The sequence below is a fragment of the Arthrobacter sp. 10L424 genome (assembly GCF_056395325.1).
This window is the reverse complement of the sequence record NZ_JBFTJH010000003.1, coordinates 456317-472757: the sequence shown is the minus strand read 5'-3', so window position 1 is coordinate 472757 and position 16441 is coordinate 456317. Positions and strand designations below refer to the sequence as shown.

The window sequence follows — 16441 nt, the reverse complement described above, 5'->3', positions numbered from 1 at the left end:
CGGGGGCCGGCTTTGCATCTTGCCGTCAGATCGCCGCAGGGTGTCCAATCCATATAGACAGCCCTATGTTGAACGGATGCCGGCGGCCCGGCCGGCCGGCGGTGTAGACCAGGAGGGTCCCATGCCTGCGAAGGACGCGAAGGTACCGGCGAAGGACGCGAAGGTACCGGCGAAGGCCGCCGCCCGCGGCACGTCCGAGCTCCGGCGGTCCGACTCCTCCGATGCGCTGCCGCCCGAACAGCCGGAGCAGGTCCGGAACGTGGCGCTGGTTGGCCGCTCAGGAGCCGGAAAGACGCTGCTGGCAGAGGCGCTGCTCGCAGCCACCGGTGCGATTTCACGGAAGGGCTCGATCACCGAAGGCACCACCGTCGGTGACTCGGAGCCTGCCGCGATCCACCAGCAACGCTCCGTCGCCCTCTCCGTGGTGCCCGTCATGGCCGGCCGTATCAAGGTCAACCTCCTCGACACGCCGGGGTACCCGGATTTCGTTGGCGAACTGCGGGCCGGGCTGCGTGCGGCGGACGCGGCGTTGTTTGTTGTCTCGGCGGTGGACGCCATTGACTCTGCCACGACAGCCCTGTGGGGGGAGTGCCAGCGCGCCGGGGTGCCGCGGGCGGTGGTGATCAGCCGGCTGGACCATCCCCGCGCGGACTTTGATGCCGCCCTGGAGCGGTGCCAGAAGGCCTTCGGCGACGCGGTGCTCCCGCTCTACCTGCCGGTCACCAAGGAGGCGGAGGTCACTGGACTGTTGGGCCTGCTCTCGGGCACCGTGTCGGAACAGCCGGCCGGCAATGCTCTGCCCGCGTACCGGAACACGGACGACGTCGAACGTGTCGCCGCGGAGGCGGCGCGGGGCGCGCTGATCGAAGGGATTATCGCCGAAAGCGAGGACGAGTCGCTGATGGACCGGTACCTTGGCGGCGAGGAAATACCGCAGGAGGTCCTGGTCACTGACCTGGAGACGGCCGTCGCGCGGGGGTCGTTCCATCCGGTGATCGCCACGTCTGCCGAGACCGGCCTTGGCCTGGCCGAACTGCTGGAGGTAGTGACGCGGGCTTTCCCCCCGCCCACCGAACATGCACGGCCGGCGGTGACACTGCTTGACGGCAGCCCCGCGGCCACACCGGATTGCGACCCCTCGGGGCCGCTGCTTGGCGAGGTGGTGCGCACCACCACCGACCCGTTCCTGGGCCGTGTCTGCCTGGTCCGCCTCTTTTCCGGCACGCTGCGCGAGGACACGGCCGTCCACGTGGCCGGGCACGGCCTGGCGGACCGGGGCCATGCCGATCACGACAGCGATGAGCGCATCTCCCATCTGTATTCGCCGCTGGGGTCTAGCCTGCGGCCGGTGCCGTACAGCGTGGCGGGGGACATCTGCGCCCTGACGAAACTCGGGCCTGCCGAGACCGGGGATACCGTTTCGGCCAGGGATTTTCCGCTGCTGATCCAGCCGTGGGAGATGCCGGAGCCGCTGCTGCCGGTTGCCATCGAGGCGGCTTCCCACGGTGATGAGGATGTCCTGGCCCGGAGCCTGGGTAAGGTGGCGGCCGGCGATCCGGCGCTCCGGGTGCAACGGAACGCCGAGACGCACCAGCTGATCCTCTGGTGCATGGGCGAGGCGCACGCGGACGTGGTTCTGGGCAGGCTGCGCGAGCAGGGCGTCAACCTGCAGACCGTGGATGTTGTCACCCCGCTGCGCGAGACGTTTGCTGCTTCCGCTACAGGCCACGGCCGGCACGTCAAACAGTCCGGGGGCCACGGACAATACGCCGTCTGCGACATCGAGGTTGAACCGCTGGATCGTGGGGCCGGCTTCGAATTCGTGGACAAGACCGTCGGCGGGGTGATTCCGGGGCCCTTCATCACCTCGGTGGAGAAAGGCGTGCGGGCGCAGATGCAGAAAGGGGTATCCGCGGGCTTCCCGGTGGTGGACATCCGGGTGACCCTGATCGGCGGCAAGACGCACAGTGTGGATTCCTCGGATGCGGCCTTCCAGGCCGCCGGGGCGCTGGCCTTGCGGGAAGCCGCCGCGGCCGGCCGGATCCAGCTGCTGGAACCCGTCTCGGCCGCGACCATCAGCGTTTCGGATGAGCACGTGGGCGCGGTGATGAGCGATCTGTCGTCGCGCCGGGCGCGCCTGACCGGAACCACGTCCGCCGGGGGAGACCTGACAGAAATCAGCGCCGAAGTTCCGGACCAGGAGCTGCTGCGGTACGCCATCGAGTTGCGCGCTCTGACCGCGGGAAGCGGCCGGTTCAGCCGGAACTATTTGCGCCACGAACCCGTGCCGCCGGCAGCCGCCCGTGCGGCGGCGAGAGACTGACTAAAGATTCCTGCGGTTCCGTATCCACCGCCGCGATTCCTGCCGCCGCGAACCTGCGTCAGCGCCTTGGCGCCCGTTGTCCCGGCGGCTGTTGTCTCGGCGGCTGATGGGACGCCCGGCGGACCGAATCACGACGCTATTCGCAGTTCTTCCCCTAGGATCGGCGAATGCGCATACAACCGAACCGGCGGCGGGCCGCGGGCACCGCCGCGACCCTGATCGGCGGGTCGGCGGAAATCCTGGATTTCCTGATCCCGTTGTGGGGCGGCATCGAGCTCGGCCTGGCGCCCAGCGCGATCGGCGCGCTCGTCGCCGTCGAGCTTGTCATTTCGGTGATTGCACGTCCGGTTTCGGGGTGGCTGGTCGACACGCGGGTGCGAACGACTGTGGCGGCGGCCGGTGCGCTGCTGTACGCGGTGAGCTGCCTTGGTTACGCCCTCGCGACTTCGCTTCCGCTCGCCGTCGCCGCGGCTGTCGTGGGAGGCGCGGGCGGGGCGTTCTTTTGGATCGCAGTCCGGGCGATCGCGGCCGAGGACCTCGAGCGTGACTCGGGCTCCCTGGCCGGACTGCTGTCCTCCGAAGCGCTCGGATCGTGGTTCTTCTGGATTCCAGCCATGGTCCTGCTGCCGGTGGTCGGCTTCGGCGGAGTCTTCGGGATCCTCGCCGTTGCCTGTACCGCCGCGGCGGTCCTGCTGGTCCGCGTGCCAAAGTTCCTGCCGCCGCCGCAGGAACAGCCGCCGGGCGGGATCCGGGGCGATGGACGGCGCCTCGCCCCGCTGCTGTTCGTAGCGCTGGTGACCGCCGTGGCCGAGGCCGGCGTGTCGCTGCTACTGCTGCTCCACCTGCAAAGGGAGCTTGGGCTCGAGGTCTACCAGATTGCCCTTATCTACCTGCCCGGCGGTGTGGTGCTCACGGCCATGCCGCGCGTGCTGCACCGGTTCGTCGAACGCCGCGGCAGGCGGACTGGTTATGTCATCGCGTCCGTCGCGTCGGCCCTGACTGCGGCCGGACTCGCGTTCACGCCAAGTCCCCTCGTGATCGCCGCGCTGTGGGTTCTGACGAGCGCCGCCTGGGCGATGTTGCTGCCGATTCAGCGGGCCGTCGTCGCCGAGGCGAACGGGCACCGGGTGGGACGCGGAATGAGCCTCCTGACCACCTCCGAGATGTTGGGCGCTGCCGCCGGGGCGCTGCTGGCGGGCCTGCTGTACGAGGGTGGATCGTGGCAGCTGTCGTGCCTGATCTTCGCCGGCATCATCGCCAGCGGTTCCGTCCTGGGCCCACGCGCCCTTACGAAACTCGGCGTGGGTGACCGCCCGGTTGTGCACAGCGGCTAGCGCGGCCGGCACCGGCGGCGGAGGCGCATGACCGCATGAAACCGTCCCGGGCAGAAACGACGCCGACGGGTGGAACCGCCGCGGATCCGGCCAGCGCGGGCACCGGCTCGGCATTCTCCATTTGAGTTAGGTTAGGTTTACCTTCTAAAGTGCACCGGTGACTATTGAGCCAATACTGGCGGGTGTCTCGTTTGCTGCTGGCTTGGCTGCATTCGGCGGCCGGACCGCTGTACACGTTGACGGCGAATCCGTGACTTACGGCGAACTCGCCGACCGGGTGGACGCTGCAGCCCGGTCTTTGGGGACGGTACGCCGTCTGGTTGCCCTGGAGGCAGACAACTCATTGCCCTCCCTTGTGGTGTATTTGGCGGCCCTGTCATCCGGGCATCCGCTGCTCATTCTGCCGGCCGGTGGCGGGAGGGCTTCTGAATCCCTTGTTTCTGTGTACGACCCGGACGTTGTGGCCCGCATTCAGGAGGGCGAAGCAGTGTTTGACGTGCGCCGGGAAGGGACGCGCCACGCCCTGCACCCGGAACTGGCGCTGCTGGTGAGCACGTCCGGTTCCACTGGTTCGCCGAAGCTTGTCCGGCTCTCCGCCGAGGCCGTCCAGGCCAATGCGGCCGCGATCGCCGAGTACCTGCAGCTGCGCCCCGATGACAGGGCCGCCACCACCCTTCCCTTGTCCTACTGCTATGGCATGTCGGTCGTGAACAGCCACTTGTGCGCAGGGGCCTCGGTGGTGCTCACCGACCTTTCCGTGGTGGACCCGTGTTTCTGGGAGCTGGCCCGCAACGAGAGGGTGACCTCCTTCGCCGCGGTGCCCTACACGTTCGATCTGTTGGAGCGGGTGGGCTTCGCGGACAAGGACCTGCCAAGCCTCCGCTACATCACCCAGGCAGGTGGACGCCTGGACCCGGACCGGGTTCGTGACTACGCGCAGCTGGGCCGGCGCCGGGGGTGGGACCTGTTCGTTATGTATGGGCAGACGGAAGCCACAGCCAGGATGGCCTACCTGCCTCCCGACGTCGCGGCAGAACACCCGCAAGCCGTCGGCATCCCGATTCCGGGCGGCGGGTTCCGCTTGGCCCCGGTCCCCGGCCTGGAGGACCGCGAACTTGTCTACACCGGACCCAACGTTATGCTCGGCTACGCCGAGAAGCCCGAGGATTTGGCGCTGGGCCGCACGGTCACGGAACTTCACACCGGCGATCTGGCCCGCCGGACCGCGGAGGGCCTCTATGAGATTGTTGGCCGCCGCAGCCGGTTCGTGAAGATCGTCGGTCTCCGGGTTGACCTTGGCCAGGTTGAGCGGATCCTCGCAGGCCTGGGCCTTTCCGCCGCGGCCGCGGGCATAGACGGCCAGGTGGTGGCCGCCGTCGAATCCGGACAGGATCTGTCCCTGATCGCCAAAACGGTCGCCCAGGACGTGGGTGTGCCGCGCGCAGCCATCCATCTGCACTCCGTGGCGGCTGTCCCGCGACTCAGCAGCGGGAAGCCGGACTATCCCGCGATCCTGGCCCTGCACTCAGAGAAACAAGCTAGCGCAAAGGACCAGGAAGGCGACCCGGGGTTGGCGTCGAACGATGTTCGGAGCATTTTCGCGGACGTCCTCGAACGCGACGACATCCGTGAGACGGACACGTTCGTTTCATTGGGCGGCGATTCACTGTCCTATGTTGCCGCATCAGTCCGGCTTGAGCGTGCGCTCGGAGATGTTCCCCTCGACTGGCATCTGATGCCGCTGGGTGAGCTTGCACGCGCCCGCGGAGTGGACGCGGAGGGGTCCGCAGGTTCCGTGGGGGCGATGTTCCACAAATGGCGGAGGCGGCTGCTCGCACCCATGGAGACCGGCATTGTGCTCCGCGCCCTGGGAATCCTTTTCATCATCTCCACCCATATCCGCTGGTTCTCCTGGGAAGGCATGGCGCACGTGCTGGTGGCCGTCGCCGGATTCAACTTTGCCCGGTTCCAGCTAAGCGGCCCGCCCCGTGTCCGGTTGCGGCGGCAGCTGCTTTCCGTTGCCAGGATCGTGGTGCCAAGCGTCGCGGTGATTGGCCTCGCATTTGCCGTGACTGACACGTACAGCTGGGCAAATGTGTTCCTGCTCAACTCCCTGCTCGGCCCGGAAGGATGGACGGACCTCTCCCGCTTCTGGTTCGTGGAGGCGCTGGTGCACATCCTGCTCGGGTTGGCTGTCCTGTTGGCGATACCCGCAGTCGGGCGGGCGGAACGCCGGTGGCCATGGGCCGTTCCTGTAGTTCTCCTTGGCGCGGACCTTTTGTTGCGTTTCCGGGTTGTTGACCTTCCGTACCCGGGCCAGGGTCCGGTGCTGTGGCTGTTTGCGCTCGGTTGGGCGGCGTCGGCGTCCCGAACGCTGTGGAAGCGGACGATCGTGACGGTCCTTGCCGTGCTGACCATCCCCGGGGCGTTCGACGACGAATTCCGAAACTTCACGGTCCTCGCCGGTGTACTCATCCTTCTCTGGCTCCCGACGGTGCCCGTGCCCCGCGCTCTCCACGGGATCACGGGCCTCCTGGCCAGCGCCTCGCTCTACGCTTACGTAACGCATTGGCTCGTGTATCCACTGTTCGATCAGGCCAGCAAGGGACTGGCGGTCGCAGCTTCCCTTGCGGTTGGCATCGCTTACTGGGCGGTGGCTACCCGGGTCATGGGTGTCTCAGAGCGCTGGCTTCGCGCCCGGCTGGCCGCCCGCCGTCGTCGCAGGCAAGCAGCCTCCGTGGCTGTGGATTTCGGGTGAGCTCGACAGCCGCGTGGTTCCTGACCGGCTCACCGTGACGCGATCGAGGTCACCGCGCCGACAAACATCGGCAGCACGGCCAGCGACGCCAGGAGAAGAATGCCGCGCCCCGCTTGGAGGACAGCCCGCGGCCGCCGCGAACTGCCCTCCAGACGGGGCGGAATGATCTTCGCCCAGGCCATCACGAGCAACGCGCCGATTCCGAGCACGAGCCCGGCGGGCGGGAACAGAACCGCCGCCACCAGCGGCAGATAGGACTTCCAGGTTTTTCTGGCCAGGGGCTGTAGACGGTCACTGACCGCGCCGGTAACTGCAGCGACGAGCGCACCGTGGAACACGGCGAGGCCTGCGAACAGGACGACCGCCAGCCACCCAGGCTCGACAATGTCGAAGTCAATATTGTCCGGCCGCAACGGATCCACGGACGCTCCGAAGGCCAGGAGAAGAAGTACACCCAACGTCGGGCCCGCCCACCGGCCGGCAGGGAGCCAGTGGCGTAGCAGCATGTAGATGAATGCTGCTGTAAAGCCCGCCGGGAGGCCGGCGAAAATCAACAAAGCCATCGTGCCCTCGAACGAGGGAATTCCAACGATTGCTTGAGCCTCGGTAAGTCTTCCCTGTGCCGACGCCGGTGAGGTAAGGGCCAGGAGGCGCATCACGAGCCGTCCGCCGGGCCAGGCAACGAGGAACGCGGACGCGATAGCGGCGACGGTCGCCACGTTTGCTCCCCACAGGTAGCGAAGGAGGGCCGAAGCCGGGGTCTCCGATCCGGAGGCGGGCCGGGCAAGGGCCTCCGGGGATCGCACAGGGCGGCCTCCGAAGGCAATGACCAGCCCCGCGCCGATAATCAGCAGGAGAGTGCCCGAAACCATGATAGTCAGCGTCACGCCACATCACCCCCCGAACCGGTGCACTCATTGTGGTCCGAAGGACAGACGTCCGCCAGACCAGCGGCAGACCCTGCGCAGTCAGCTTCGGAGGTAGTGGCGCAGGCCGGGAATGGCGAAATCGACCTTCCCGTATCCCGCTGATTCGATCAGTCCGGCGGCGATGAGCCTGTTGCGGTACTTCGACACCACATTGGGTTTGGAACCGATGGCCTGCCCGATCTGGCCGGCTGTCGAAGGGCCGTCCTGCCAGGCCATGGCGTCAAGGAAAGCACGGTCCTTCTCAGAGATGTCCGACAGCGCAGACTCAACGACAACCAGCGAGTTGCGTCGCTGAGAGGCGGTGATGGCCGTCTGGACATTGTCCTCGTTGAGGCTCCAACCCGCCTTGTCGGCTTCCATCCAGAGGTAGTAGCCGACGAGCTGGATGAGGAAGGGGTAGCCTTCCGTGGCGTCCGCGGCTTCGGCGATGTGGGCGGGGGAGGCTTCGATGCCGCTCCGACTGAAAAGCTCCCGGTACGACGCAGTGACTTCGGTGATGGCCGCCTCGTGAAGGTTTATCCTGTCGGCCCGGCGGAGGAAGGTCGCGACTCCTTCGTTGAGCAGATCAGACACGGCGGAGGGGAGTCCGGCGAAGATCAGGCCGATGGGCAGCCCTTGGCGGATGAAGTGCTGCACGTCCGAGGCCAGCTGGGAGATTTCCGCCCGATCGACGGCGTGGATCTCGTCAATGGTGATGACCAGGCCTGTTCCTTTTCCCTGGAGCAGCTCCAGCAGCTCCTCTCCGGTCCGACGCCAGTCAGGAACGCGTTCCTGGGGGAGCTGGGTTGTCAGCCCGAACCCCGCGGCGGAGAAGGCAGTGATCTTCCGGGTGGGCGGGCCGTCACCGAGCTCGTCGAGCAGACGGAGCATGTCATCGCCGATCCTGGCGAGGAACCCGGGGTTGGCCGTCCGGGAGATGACTGCCCAGCCATGATTGCTTGCGATTTCTTCCGCGGCGCTCAACATGACGGTCTTGCCGATGCCTCTGGCTCCGGTGATGATGGTGAGGAGTCCCGGAGCGCCCGAGCCCTGGCGGAGGCCGTACTCGAATTCGTCCAACAGCCCGGCGCGCCCGATCAGGTCCGGCGGCGTGGCACCGGCCGTCGGCTTGAAAGGGTTTAGCACGGGGCCCCCTGGGTGAAACTGGGTGAAACCAGTGAAACTGGTGAAACTGGTGAAACTCAAACCAGCCTATATCAACTGCGCCCAGGACCCGGCCCGGGGGAGCGCATACTGCCGTGTCCCGATCGGCGGATTCTGCAGTTGGATCAGCCTCTGCGCTGGAACGGGCATTCTTCGCCCGATCACGTGGCTGGCCGCCATGCGCCGGCAGCGTTTATACCGAAGGCCCGGGCCGTTCATATCGAAGACGCGGTCAGGGGCTGACATGACTTGGAAGGTCACCGACAGTCCCAACGCCGATTCGTTCACGCCATCCGACGGCAGCACGAACGGGAGCCGCGCAGGGGATACCCGACTGACTGCCTAAAAGGAGAAAATCACTTCTACTTTACATAATGTTGATTATCGGCGTTCTGGAACGAGCTCCGAGAGGACCTTCGGCCGCGCCGCTCAACTGATGCCGGCGGCGGGACAATCCGCCCGTTCCGCGACCGAATCCATTGTCATCTGCGCCGGCCTCACTGAGAATGAACCATGACGGTCTACCTGAGGTCCCTGGAAACTGCTGTCCCGCCGACCGTTCTGGTCCAAGCCGAAGCCCGGGACGTTTTCGCGGCCCAGCCTGGCCTCACCAGGCTTGGCACCCGGCTGGTCGGCACCTGCTTTGACTCTGCGGCCATCGACACCCGCTATACGGCCGTTGCGGAACTGACAAAAGATCATCGGGCAGAGAATCCGCGGTTTTTCGATTCCGGCACGGGTTTGCTGCTCAGCCCCAGCACCAAGGTGCGCAACGACATCTTCGCCACCGAGGCCACCAAGCTCTTCATTGAGGCGGCCCAGAAGGCCCTGGATGCCTGTCCCGGAATCACTTTACTTGACATAACTCACCTCGTCACGGTCTCCTGTACCGGGTTTTTCAACCCCGGACCCGACTATAAAATTGTCCGCGCCCTGGGCCTGAATCCCGCTGTGCAGCGCTACCACCTCGGTTTTATGGGCTGCTACGCGGCCTTTCCCGCACTGCGCGCGGCCAAGTCGTTCTGCGAGGCGGATCCGGACGCCGTCGTGCTGGTGGTCTGCGCGGAGCTGTGCTCGCTGCACGTGCGGACCTCGAACGATCCGGACACGATCATGGGATCGGCACTGTTTGCCGACGGCGCGGCAGCGGCCATCGTGACCGCCCGTGAGGACCCCGACGAACCGGCGCTGCTGCAACTGGACCACTTCGAGACGGTCCTGACGCCGGTCGGTGAGGAATCCATGGCGTGGAACATCGGTGACGAAGGCTTCGAGATGGTCCTGGGCAACTATGTCCCCCACATCATCGACGACCACATCATCGGAGCCCTCGAACCGCTCCTCTCCCGGGAAAGCAGCCTGGTGGGACTCCCCTACCGCGACATCCGGCACTGGGCCATCCACCCCGGCGGCCGCAGCATCCTGGACAAGGTCCAGTCCAGGCTTGACCTGAGCGACGAGCAACTGGTCCCGGCCCGGGAAACCCTGCGCAACTACGGGAACATGAGCAGCGCCACCGTGCTGTTTGTGCTCCGGCACATCCTCGACCTGCCGCTGGCCGGTGCTGCCGACGGCGCCGGCGACGGCGAACGGATCTGTTCCATGGCCTTCGGGCCCGGACTGACCGTGGAAACTGCCCTGTTCACCAAACTCACCAGCCGGGGCCGTGACGAGGCAACACGAGCGGCCCAGGACACGGCGGCCGTGTCCGCTCAGCCGGAATCGGCCCTGGCCTGAGAGCCGGTGGACCTGCTGCGGGAACGTGCCGCCCACGCCGTCGAGGAAATGGACCTGCCCGGCTGCGACCCGGACAAGCTGGACCGCACGTACGCCCAGTTTGCCGTGGTCAACCGCGCCGTTTCCGGCTGGCGCGGCATCTACGTCAGCCAGCTAAGGCCCCGGCTCCGTCCGGGCACTCCGGCCACCCTGCTGGATATCGGCTGCGGGGGCGGCGACGTGCCCATAATGCTTTCGCGCTGGGCTGCGCGGGACGGGCTCCGCCTGGAGATCACTGCCATCGATCCCGATCCGCGGGCCAGCCGCTTCGCCGCGGAACGTCACCCGGCCGCGGGCGTCAGGTTCCGGCAGGCCACGGCCGCCGACCTCATCGCTGAGGGGTTGAGTTTCGACCTGGTGGTGTCCAACCATGTGCTGCACCACCTGGCCGAGGACGAACTGCCGGTGTTCCTGGCCGAGTCGGCGGAGCTCTGCCGCGGCAGGGTCATCCACAACGACCTCCGGCGCAGCCCGGCCGCCTACGCCCTCTTCTACGCCGGCGCCCTGCCGTTCACCCGGTCCTACATCCGGCAGGACGGCCTCACGTCCATCCGCCGCAGCTACACGGCCGCCGAACTCCGGGCCGCCGCTCCCCCGGGCTGGATCGTCCGCCGCCGCGCACCGTTCCGGAACCTGCTGGTCCTCGACAGGACCGCCCATGGTTGATGTCCTGGTGATCGGCGGTGGACCGGTGGGACTGTTCATGGCCGCCCTGCTGCTCCAGGCAGGTGTGAGCGTCCGCGTTCTGGAACAGCGCACCGGCGCCGAGCCGCACTCCCGAGCCATTGGCGTCCATCCCCCGTCGCTGGATGCGATGGAGGGAATCGGCGTGGCACGGGACCTCGTGGCGGAGGGCGTCCAGATCCGGCGCGGCCTCGCCGTCGGCGGCGGCCGGACACTCGCCGAGATGTCCTTTGCCGGTGTTTCGGACAGCTACCCCTTTGTCCTGTCCCTGCCGCAGACCCGGACAGCGGCCATCCTGGAACGATGCGTCCGGCAACTGGACCCGGCCGCGCTCCACCGCGGAGTCAGGGTGAAGCACCTGAACGACGACGGCGGCCGGGTCACCGCGGAAGCCGTGGCGGGCGGCGCGGCGGTCCGGTACACGGCGGCCATCGCCATCGCTGCGGACGGTGTCCGGTCAACCGTCCGCTCCCAGCTGGGCACCCCCGTCCGGGCGAAGGACTACCCTGACAGCTACCTCATGGGCGACTTCGCCGACACCACCGGATTCGGTCCGGACGCGGCCCTGTTCCTGGCGGCGGCGGGAATCGTGGAATCCTTTCCGCTGCCCGGGAATCATCGCCGCTGGGTGGTCCGCCTCGCTGAGTCCGGGACCGGCGGAGATGTCCGCTGGCTGGTGGACAGCATCCGCCAACGAACGGGCATCGACGTCGATCCGGCGAGCAACAGCATGCTCAGCCGCTTCGGAGTACGCTCACGCCTGGTGCACCGCATGGTGACGGGCCGCACCGTGCTGATCGGCGACGCCGCCCACGAGATCAGCCCCATCGGAGGCCAGGGCATGAACCTGGGCTGGCTCGACGCCGTCGCCCTGGCCCCGGTGGTGCTCGCGTCGCTGCACGGCAAGCACGTGGGGGTGCAGCTCCGGGAGTTCGAGGCGGGCCGCAAGGCTGCCGCCGCCCGGGCGGCCCGCCAGTCCGAAATCAACATGGCGCTCGGGCGGCCCCTGCCGGCAGGTCCGTGGTCGCTGCGGAACCGCGCCATCGAGGCGGCCGGCGCCGTATCCGCGGTCAACGGATTCGTGGCCCGCCGGTTCACGATGCAGTGATTCAACCTGGGGTAAATCAACCTGCGGTGAGCCAGCCGGGCAGGTTGGCTCAGGCGGGCATGAAATAGCAGTCGTAGCTGTCCTGGCTGGCCACCCGGCCGTCCCTGACCTCGAAGACGGACGCGATCCTCGCGCGGATCATCTCGCCGGCGTCCCAGTGCGGCAGGTTCATCAGCAGGGTGGCCGTCCACTCGGCTTCCACCACCACCCGGTTGCCCTCACACGTCGTGCGCCGTACCTCGAAACGCTGCCCGGAGACGACGTCGTGGGCCGTGGCTGCCCCCGCCAGGGCTTCATCGCGGTTCCGCACTGCTCCGGCGGGCGCCAGCAGATGGGGTGCCTCGGTCAAGATGTAGTCCTCGGCGAGGAACGGTGCGATTTCCGCGGCCCGGCCGCCGGATTCCAGAGCGCGGAGCAGGCCAAGGACGCAGTTCAAAGGGGTCGGTGACGTCATCGAACGAGACTAACCGAAAACTCCCGACCGGGGCGCTGCCAGGGGCCTGCGCCAGGAATACACTGGCCCCATGGGCTGCTTCCTCCCGCTGCGCCAGTTGCCGCCGACGCACCGACGTCCCGCCGGTCGAACCCGAGGCGCCACGCAATTCAGAGGCGCCGCCGCCGCGGCAGCCCTCGCCCTGACGGTCTCCTGCAGCGCGGGCGCGTCCCCTGCCGACGATCCGTCCCAACCGCCGGCAACGGGGGCGCCGGCCACAGCGGCCGCCCCCGTCACTGCCGAGATCAACCAGCTCCGCGACAACTACAGCCGCCAGATCATTGCCATCCAGCTGACGAACACCACCGCCGGCCCGGTGACCGTGCTCGGGGCAGGACTCACGAGCCCGCTCTATTCCGGCACCATCGAGTGGCCGGCGACTCCCGGCGGGATCGAACTGCCGCCGGGCCAGACGAAGATCCTGCAGGCACAACTGCGCGCTCCGGAGTGCGGAATCCAGACGGCCGGATCAGGCGGCGGGCCCGCAGTAAGACTTCAGCTTGCCGGCGCCACGGGAACCGTGCCCGCCGCAACGGTGCCCGCCGCCGATCCCTTTGGTGTGCTCAGCCGCAACAACGCGGAAATGTGCCTCGCCCAGGCGGCAGCCGCAGTCGCCGTAATCCGGCTGGAACCGGAACTCGAAGTGTCCGCCGACGGGCGAAGCGCAGTGCTGGGACTTGCCATCACGCCGCGGAGCACCCCGGGTGCCGTGAACCCCGGTTCCACGGGAACCCTGACGATCAACTGGATCGAAGGGACCACCCTGCTCGACGAAGACCAGGCCGCGCCATGGCCACGCTCCGTCTCGGTCAACGCCGGCGGCGCCATCCAGCACTTCCGGCTGGGGATCCGGCCCGCGCGCTGCGATCCGCACGCCATCGCGGATGACAAAGTGGGCACACTGCTGCCGCTCAGGGTGTCGGCGGGCGGACGGGACGGCGTCTTGAAGATCGACGCCGGCGCGGTGCTGCGCGGGCGCATCTACGATTTCGTTTCGGCGGCTTGCGGACGCCAGTAGTCTGTTGGCATGTCTTCTGACGCCAAGCCGACTGACTTCAGCGCCGCCCGCATCCAAGAAACCGTCGAGCAGGTACTCACCGCCGGGGTGCTCCCCGCCATTGTCCAGGCGGGACATCCCGTGCTCCGGCAGCTTGCGGCGCCTTTTTCCGGCCAGCTGAACGATGCCCAACTAGGCCAGCTGATCGACCTCATGCGCAGCGTTATGCACAAGGCGCCCGGCGTCGGCCTGGCGGCACCCCAGCTTGGAATTCCGCTGCAGGTCGCGGTGCTCGAGGACCAGTTCGTCGTCGACGCCGAGGTCGCCGCCGCCCGCGGACGGGAGCCGCTGCCCTTCTTCGCCATGCTCAACCCGTCCTACGAGCCGCTGGGCGGCTCCACGGTGGCGTTCTACGAAGGATGCCTCTCGCTGAACGGACTGCAGGCGGCGGTGTCCCGGCCCGAAGCGGTGCGGCTCGACTTCGCTTCCCCGGACGGGAGCACACAGCAACGGGAATTCACCGGCTGGCAGGCGCGGATCGTCCAGCACGAGAGCGACCATGTGCACGGCATCCTGTACCTGGACCGGGCCGAGCTGCGCTCCATCAGCAACAACGCGGAGTATTCCGCACGCTGGGCGCAACCGGACATCAGCCTCGCCCGCAAGGAACTGGGGTTCCTGCCCGGCGATTGACCCGCCTGATGGGCAGGGCCTGTCCCGGTGGCTGCCTCCCCCGCGTTGTTTGAGACCCTACTGGCGGGCGGCCGGGGCCGGGTTTTCCGCCGTCGGAAGGTAGCGGGACCACCACTGCAGGATCTCATCGAAGCGCTGCTTGCGGTGGTGCGGCGTTCCAGAGCGTGAGAGTTCGTGGTTCTCCCCCGGGAAGACCAGGAACGCGGCCTCCACGCCCAGTTGCTTGAGCGCGGTGAAATACCGCTGGCCCTGCTCCACCGGGCACCGGAGGTCCTCCTCGCTGTGGATGACCAGGGACGGTGTGCGCACATGGTCCACCCGGGCCATTGGGCTTTGCGCTGCCATCTGTTCAGCGGAACGGCCGGTGTATTCCCCGCCGAAGAACCACCCGATGTCGGAGGAGCCGGTGAAACTCACGGGATCCAGGAAGCCACGTTCCACGATGGCGGCCTTGAAGCGGTGGTCGTGGCTGATGGTCCAGGCCGTGAGGTAGCCGCCGTATGAGCCTCCCATGATGCCGAGCGCCCCGCCGTCGAGCTCCTCGAACTTACTGAGCGCCCCGTCGAGGAAGGCCAGGACGTCCTGCATGTCCAGGGTGCCCATCTTCTCCTTGATGGCCCGTCCATGCGCCTGGCCGTAACCGGCGGACCCGCGGGGGTTGCACATCAGGACGGCGTAGCCAGCCGCGGCGTAGACCTGGGCCTCGTCGAAAAGGGCGCCGGTGAACTGGGCAAAGGGGCCGCCGTGGATGTTCAGTAGGACCGGGTGGGGTCCCTGGCCGGCCGGCCTCACGAGCCAGCCGTGGACGGGGTAGCCGTCGCCGGAAGGGAACGTGAGCTCGAGGGGTTCGATGATTCCGGCATCGGAGCGCAGCAGTGCGGAGAAATCCGTCAGGACGCGCAGCTGCCCGCCGTCCAACAGCGCCACGTCCCCGGCGGTCACCGCATCGGCGAAACAGACCACGAGCGATGCTCCCGCGGCGGCGGCGCCGGAGACGGCACGCTCGCCGTGGACCAGAACCTCGTGTGTTCCGGCGGCCCGGAATTCGTGCAGTTCGACCGTTCCGCGGGCGTTGTTCAGCAGCAGCGCGGCGTCGGGCCCGCGCAGTTCGATCCTGCCGTTGCAGCCGAGGTCCATGGTCTCCGGGTCGCTGAGCCGGGTGGCGTCGCCGCCGGATGCCGGCACCACGTAGAGCGCGGTGTTGCGGGCCACGAAGTCCTGGCCCGAATCGCCAAGATCCTGGGCGAGGAAGAATAACCACTGTCCGTCGTGTGACTGGCGTACGGCGTGGACGGTCTGCCGGCCGGCGTTGGGCGGGGCGACGGGCTGCGGCTCCCCTCCCCCGGCGTCGCCGCCCAGCGCTATGCGGTAGATGCCGCAGGCGAGGTCGGCGTCGCTGCCCTCATGCAGGGCGGCGGTGAAGTAGATGGCGCTCCCGTCGGTGCTGAAGACCGCGCCGTCGTGGTCCGTGGCCGCCGCGGTGAGCTGCTGCGCGGCGGGCAGCAGGCCGGCCGTGACGTCGGCATTGCCGGCGGTATCCCCGGCGGCAGCCGTGGCGCGCGCTTTCAGGGCCCGGCCCCTGGGCGCCACCTTGGGTTCTTCCCCGAGCTCCGGAACGTCCACGAGGAAGAGCTGCACCGGCTTGTCCGCGGTGTAGCCGACGCCGTTCATGCGGTACTGGTAGTCCGTGATCAGCCGGGCGTCCTCGGCGCCGGCGGACACCCCATCTGTGCTGCCGTACCGGCCGTCCTCCGGGGTCCGGGCACCGTAGACAATGCGCCGGGAATCGGGTGACCACGCGAACGCCGACACTCCCAGCGGCGCATCGGTGACGGGCTGCGGCTCCCCGCCCGCTGCCTCCACGATATGAAGCTGGGGTTTCCCGCCTGCAGCGGCGCGCAGGAACGCCAGCACACGGCCGTCCGGCGAAAAGTCCGGCGCCGTGTCACGGAACCCGCGGGTCAGGCGGCGCGGGGGCTGGCCGGAGCCGAGCGGCACCGCCCACAGCTGGCCGACGTACGCGTCGGCGTCGAAATCGGGCCGCAGCACGGACACCACGGCGCTTGCGCCGTCCGGATGCACGGCAGGGGCGGAGACAGAATTCAGCAGCGGCAGATGTTCGGATTTCACGAGTGCGAGCCTAGCCCCAGTTTCCCCGGCTGTGAAATGGCTCACGCAAACGCGCCGGAAACCGCGGCGGCGC

12 protein-coding genes are annotated in these 16441 nt (G+C 67.9%); 8 read left to right on the top strand and 4 right to left on the bottom strand.

Features of this window, described 5'->3' with window-relative positions; translation table 11 throughout:
• The first annotated feature begins 121 nt into the window (after positions 1–121).
• From AC1DC5_RS07760 to AC1DC5_RS07750, 3 genes are all read left to right on the top strand, one after another.
• Positions 122–2323 carry an elongation factor G-like protein EF-G2 gene (locus AC1DC5_RS07760; RefSeq protein WP_476864746.1) on the top strand — a complete coding sequence of 734 codons (2202 nt, stop codon included), beginning with the start codon at positions 122–124 and terminating at the stop codon, positions 2321–2323.
• Between the two features lie 167 nt (positions 2324–2490).
• Positions 2491–3657 (top strand): MFS transporter, encoded by a 1167-nt coding sequence (locus AC1DC5_RS07755; RefSeq protein WP_476864745.1) that lies wholly within the window; start codon positions 2491–2493, stop codon positions 3655–3657.
• 157 nt (positions 3658–3814) lie between these two features.
• On the top strand, positions 3815–6415 hold the full coding sequence (locus tag AC1DC5_RS07750; protein ID WP_476864744.1) for a non-ribosomal peptide synthetase: 2601 nt from the start codon (positions 3815–3817) through the stop codon (positions 6413–6415).
• A 29-nt stretch (positions 6416–6444) separates the two neighbouring features.
• On the opposite strand, the gene AC1DC5_RS07745 is transcribed toward AC1DC5_RS07750, so the two are convergent.
• Positions 6445–7134 (bottom strand): hypothetical protein, encoded by a 690-nt coding sequence (locus AC1DC5_RS07745; protein WP_476864743.1) that lies wholly within the window; start codon positions 7132–7134, stop codon positions 6445–6447.
• 249 nt (positions 7135–7383) lie between these two features.
• A complete protein-coding gene (locus AC1DC5_RS07740) occupies positions 7384–8469 on the bottom strand; it encodes an AAA family ATPase (protein WP_476864742.1) in 1086 nt (361 codons plus the stop codon).
• 531 nt (positions 8470–9000) lie between these two features.
• Between AC1DC5_RS07740 and AC1DC5_RS07735 the strand changes: the two genes are divergently transcribed.
• Genes AC1DC5_RS07735 through AC1DC5_RS07725 form a run of 3 tightly spaced genes read left to right on the top strand, consistent with a single transcriptional unit; the run spans position 9001 to position 12055 of the window.
• Positions 9001–10224: a type III polyketide synthase gene (locus AC1DC5_RS07735; RefSeq protein ID WP_476864741.1), complete on the top strand. Its 1224-nt coding sequence runs from the start codon at positions 9001–9003 to the stop codon at positions 10222–10224.
• 48 nt (positions 10225–10272) lie between these two features.
• Positions 10273–10929, top strand: a complete 657-nt coding sequence (locus tag AC1DC5_RS07730) for a class I SAM-dependent methyltransferase (RefSeq protein WP_441404324.1) — start codon at positions 10273–10275, stop codon at positions 10927–10929.
• A complete protein-coding gene (locus AC1DC5_RS07725; RefSeq protein ID WP_476864740.1) occupies positions 10922–12055 on the top strand; it encodes an FAD-dependent oxidoreductase in 1134 nt (377 codons plus the stop codon). Before AC1DC5_RS07730 ends, AC1DC5_RS07725 begins: the two co-directional genes overlap by 8 nt.
• Positions 12056–12104: 49 nt before the next feature.
• Here the strand turns inward: AC1DC5_RS07725 and AC1DC5_RS07720 are convergent, their stop codons facing one another.
• Positions 12105–12509: a nuclear transport factor 2 family protein gene (locus AC1DC5_RS07720; protein WP_476864739.1), complete on the bottom strand. Its 405-nt coding sequence runs from the start codon at positions 12507–12509 to the stop codon at positions 12105–12107.
• Between the two features lie 70 nt (positions 12510–12579).
• Here AC1DC5_RS07720 and AC1DC5_RS07715 point away from each other — a divergent pair, with 70 nt between their 5' ends.
• Together AC1DC5_RS07715 and AC1DC5_RS07710 are read left to right on the top strand one after the other, a co-directional pair.
• Positions 12580–13566: a hypothetical protein gene (locus AC1DC5_RS07715; protein WP_476864738.1), complete on the top strand. Its 987-nt coding sequence runs from the start codon at positions 12580–12582 to the stop codon at positions 13564–13566.
• Between the two features lie 9 nt (positions 13567–13575).
• On the top strand, positions 13576–14238 hold the full coding sequence (locus tag AC1DC5_RS07710) for a peptide deformylase (protein WP_476864737.1): 663 nt from the start codon (positions 13576–13578) through the stop codon (positions 14236–14238).
• 57 nt (positions 14239–14295) lie between these two features.
• Here AC1DC5_RS07710 and AC1DC5_RS07705 read toward each other — a convergent pair whose 3' ends face one another.
• Complete coding sequence (locus tag AC1DC5_RS07705) at positions 14296–16368, bottom strand: S9 family peptidase (protein WP_476864736.1); 2073 nt, start codon at positions 16366–16368, stop codon at positions 14296–14298.
• Positions 16369–16441: the final 73 nt, after the last annotated feature.